This is a genomic window from Rickettsia asembonensis, from assembly GCF_000828125.2.
GTDB classification, from domain to species: Bacteria; Pseudomonadota; Alphaproteobacteria; order Rickettsiales; family Rickettsiaceae; genus Rickettsia; species Rickettsia asembonensis.
The window spans coordinates 1-4,600 of record NZ_JWSW01000055.1 but is presented as its reverse complement, the minus strand read 5'-3'; the positions used below and the strand labels follow the sequence as shown (position 1 = coordinate 4,600).

Below are 4,600 nucleotides of genomic sequence, written 5' to 3'. Positions count from 1 at the left end.
TCAACACTCCCATAAATGAAAATATAGATCAAATACTTGACGTATTAGATAAACATGTAGCAAGTTTACCGACTAAAATTTCCAATCAAACAGATTCTAAATATTGGACATATGATATAGGTTATTCTACCGATGTAAGTTTGCATTGGAAACACACTAATTGGTTAAAGATATTTAATTTCTTTAAAGAATATCCGTATGCTAAAGCAACTTTTGCTACTAAATATGTTAATCCTAAACTGCTTAATTTTAATCCTGAAGGCAAAATAAGGATTAGATTTAGTTTGATGCCGGCAAGGATAAGTGAAATATTAGAGCCAAAAACGAGTCCGATTATCGAGAGAATAAAAGCGGTGAATATTTTTATTGAAGCAGGTTACGAAGTTCATCTAAACTTTTCTCCTATTATTGCTTATGAAGGCTGGCTTACCGAATATGCAAAGTTATTTGAAGATTTAGATCAATACATAAATAACCAATATAAACCGTTTATAAAAGCGGAATGCATATTTTTAACGCATAACGACAAGCAGCATGAAAAAAATATTGCCTCAAATAGATTAGAGAGTGAAGCTTTAATTTGGCAACCAAATATACAGGAAAATAAAGTAAGCGAATATGGAGGCAAGGCTGTACGTTATAAAGCCGGTATTAAGAGTAATTTTATCAAACGATGGAGTATGTTGCATGACAGGTTACTCCCTTGGAATAAAATCCGATATATCTTCTAACTATTCTTATTTAAAAATTACAGTTATAAATAAAAAATCACTTGCATGAAAATAAACCTATAATATGTTTCTTCATGTTGGTTTTCAATTTTATCTTCCATAAAGTAGCCCAACACTATTACCTCTCAGCTAATAGGGGATATAGTGTTAGTTGAGTACAAAAGTAAAAATATAAAAAACAAGTAAAATATCGAATAGGCAAAAAATCGTTTAGCCTTTTTGTTATCAGGGGTGTCATAGAATAAAGAACCGGCATAATATAAAAATACTAACCCAAGAATACCGGAAGTTATTAAATATATAAAATTATTCATTCCGATAAAAAAAGGCATTAACGAAACAATAAATAAAAGAATGCTATAAATTAGAATTTGTTTCTTAGTATATAAATTCCCTTTTACTGCAGGCATCATTGGTATTTTACAGTTTTTATAGTCATCGTTACAGAATAAAGCAAGAGCCCATGAATGCGGCGGCGTCCAAATAAAAATAATTAAAAATAATATAATTGACTCTAGAGATATAGTATTGCTTACCGCTGCATAACCTATCACAGGAGGTAATGCTCCCGATACTCCGCCAATAACAATATTTTGTATAGAACGACGCTTTAACCAAATAGTATAAATACAGATATAATAAAAAATAGTAAATAGCAGTAAAAAGGATGCAAGTAGATTAACACATAAAACCATAAAAAATACTGCAAAAAATCCCATTATCAAACCAAAAGATAAAGCCTCATCAGGTTCTATAGCACCTCTGACGATAGGTCTTTTTTGAGTACGTTTCATTAAGCTATCGATATCTCTATCGTACCACATATTAATTGCTCCTGCACTACCTGCCCCAAGAGCTATGCAAACAACAGCAATACCGGCAATAACAGGATGCACGGAATAAGGAGCAAGCCACATACCTACAAAACCCGTAAAAATCACAAGCGACATCACACGCGGTTTCATTAATAATATATAGTCTTTAACTGTACTCTGTGAATAATTGATTTTATCTAAATTGATTGACCTTACTAAAGAGCTCATATAAAATATTTTTTAATTAAATATAAAAAGTTTTAGGTTAAAAATCAATGATTGACTTTGATATAAGAAATGTATATATTTTCTTGTAATTCAAATATAAAGTTAAGGATATTATCAGTGACAAAAATTGTTCGTTCTAAATATAAAGCTAGTAGAAGACTTGGAGTAAGTCTATGGGGTGATAGCAAGGATGCTTTCAATACACGAAATTATCGTCCCGGACAGCATGGGCAGAATACCATGATTAAAACTTCAGATTATGGTTTACATTTAAAAGCTAAGCAAAGATTAAAATGCCATTACGGTCGTGTCACTGAAAAACAATTTAGAAATATTTTTGCACTTGCTCAAAAAATGAAAGGTAATACCGGTGAAAACTTTATTGGATTACTTGAAAGCAGACTTGATACAGTAGTTTATAGAATGAATATAGCTCCAACTATTTTTGCTGCAAGACAATTAGTTTCACACGGACATATTAAATTAAACGGTAAGAAAGCCGATATAGCAAGCATACGACTAAAGGAAGGTGATGTTATAGAAGTTAAAGAATCCGTAAAACAAATACCGCTTATCCAAGAATCCGTTTCAAAACAAGGGCAAACAACACCAGGCTATTTATCATTTGATGTACCTTCATTAACCGGTAAATATTTAAGAGTTCCTACTCTTTCTGATGTTCCATATCCTTTTGAAGCAGAAGTTCATTTAGTAATCGAGTTATATTCTCGTTAATAATTACAAAAAGGCAGGTTTTATTTATCTGCCTTTTTACTTTCTTCCCTACACCTACATTTTTCCTTTATACTATAACACAACTTATCACCTAATTCGGCAGCGTTTATTAAAGATAGATTAGTTAAGAATTTAACGTCTGAGCTAAGAAGAAAAAACTGTAAATTTTGACGAAGCAAGAATGGATTACCTCGCTTCTTTCAGTCGCTCGAAAGGTATTGTTGCGTGGATTAATTTCACCTCTGTCATCCCATGGCTTTGACCCATGGTACCGGACAATTTCTATTCTATGTCATTCTCGCAAAAGCGGAAATCCAGCACTTTAAAGCTTTTTTGAAAGCTTTATCTTAAAAAAACGATATAATAAAAAATCTTTAAAATTAAGATTTTCTAGCCTGGATCCCCGCTTTCGCGGGGACGACATTGAGGTCTTTTCAAAAACTGTTCTGTACATAGGCTTGACCACGGGATCCAGTTAAAAATACTAATATTATTAGTATTTTTATTGTTTTTATGGACCTAGTTAGCAAGCCACAGGGACATAGTGGATTTTACCGGTCCACGCAACAATGCCTACTCGCAATGATAACTTGGGTATCCACGCAACAACGCCTGCTTGCAATGATGATATCTATTTTTAATAAACAAAGCTCCATATATAATAATTGTTTCTATTTGCGTATTATTTTTAAAAACATATAATGCCATTATTTTTAATAAAAATTAATAATTATGGTATTCTCTTTTTTATTTCGTAAAAATCCGGTAATAAAATCTTTTTCTAACTTAGGATATGATCTAGATAATATCTACAATTTCATCTAATAAGGTAAATTTTAATAAAAATAATGCTGCTTCTACCTTTTCCAAGAAGTTAGCATATGGAACGCATTTAATAATTAGCGGTATAACTGGTTTTATTGTAAATGGAACAAAAGGAAGCAGTATTTTTGTTTTGGCAACTCTTGTTGATGAAATCTTAATAACCGAAGGGTATTTTCAGAAACATTATCTTACTTCTGCCACATTTAAAGGAAGTTTAATCTACCCTATTACTACAAATCTCATCACAACTTTTCCTAATTATTCAGTACCAATTTATTTAACTTCTACAGCTGCAATATTATAACATATTATGGGACTGATTTCTTAAATTATCAGGAAAATTTAAAAGAAATTCAGACAAACTTAACTCCTAATATTAGGGTAATTAACCCTAATATACTTTCTAAAAATTTTAAAAATGATTCAAAAAATGAAATTAAAGATGTAACTCAAGGATTTTATCACATTTCTAATAATCCAATTATTAGAAATATGGTTATAACAAATGTTTTAGATTTAATTGAAGCATGTATAAATAGTAGTTTTATTAACTACACCGAAAATGATGGCAATACATTAATTGCATTGACCTACTCATACAGGACCCTACTGCTGCTATAGGACCTCTTGTTTCTCAAAGAGAAAAAATCAGTATTTTATGGTGTGGAAAAAATATAATAAGCACACTATTCCAATCATATAAAACTTCTTTAACACAAAATACTCAAGATTTAATCGAACAAAAAGCTTTAGAACTATTACTAAACGAGGAATATAAAAGTAAAATCTTAGGATTAAAGGATATAGAAGCTATTACTAATAATTTATTTATTGATCTTCATAATACTTTCACTATTGGAATTTTACAATTAGGGAATTTAACCACTTAAAAAATTATACAGCTTATTGCATTGCGAGATATAATGAATTTAGTTCCAGGAGCTATTATATTTAATGAGTTTGAAAATATTAAGCAAGGATTTTTAAATATATTATATCAACTGGATATTTCTTACAGGAAAGAAGCGGAGAAAATTAACGAAACAACAGCTTCTATAGTAAGCAATATATCCTATAATACTTTAAATATCTTGTTAACTGATTCTGCTCAATTTGTACAAAATCAATATGCCAAACAGCTTAAAGCTAAAAAAGAAGTATCAAAGAAGATGCTGGTTTTAGATAGCATAAAAAATACTATAACCACTATACTAGATAGCTCAGATAAATTCATAAAATTACTTTACTGGAAGTGTTGAGAGATAA

At 30.3% G+C, this 4,600-nt stretch carries 5 protein-coding genes; 4 read left to right on the top strand and 1 reads right to left on the bottom strand.

Translation table 11 applies throughout. From position 1 onward, the window contains the following. Positions 1-731, top strand: a 731-nt coding sequence (locus SB78_RS05415) for a spore photoproduct lyase family protein (protein ID WP_041079164.1), incomplete at its 5' end; no start/stop codon positions are given. A gap of 125 nt (positions 732-856) precedes the next feature. On the opposite strand, the gene cyoE is transcribed toward SB78_RS05415, so the two are convergent. Further along, complete coding sequence (cyoE, locus tag SB78_RS05410; RefSeq protein WP_041079162.1) at positions 857-1,774, bottom strand: heme o synthase; 918 nt, start codon at positions 1,772-1,774, stop codon at positions 857-859. 117 nt (positions 1,775-1,891) lie between these two features. Here cyoE and rpsD point away from each other — a divergent pair, with 117 nt between their 5' ends. The 3 genes from rpsD (at position 1,892) to SB78_RS11090 (ending at position 4,593) form a co-directional block, all read left to right on the top strand. Further along, positions 1,892-2,509: a 30S ribosomal protein S4 gene (gene rpsD, locus SB78_RS05405; RefSeq protein WP_041079159.1), complete on the top strand. Its 618-nt coding sequence runs from the start codon at positions 1,892-1,894 to the stop codon at positions 2,507-2,509. Positions 2,510-3,464: 955 nt separating this feature from the next. Beyond that, positions 3,465-3,638 (top strand): hypothetical protein, encoded by a 174-nt coding sequence (locus SB78_RS11095; protein ID WP_158510111.1) that lies wholly within the window; start codon positions 3,465-3,467, stop codon positions 3,636-3,638. A 619-nt stretch (positions 3,639-4,257) separates the two neighbouring features. Further along, entirely contained in the window at positions 4,258-4,593 is a 336-nt protein-coding gene (locus SB78_RS11090) for a hypothetical protein (protein WP_241773777.1), read from the top strand. Positions 4,594-4,600 lie beyond the last annotated feature (7 nt).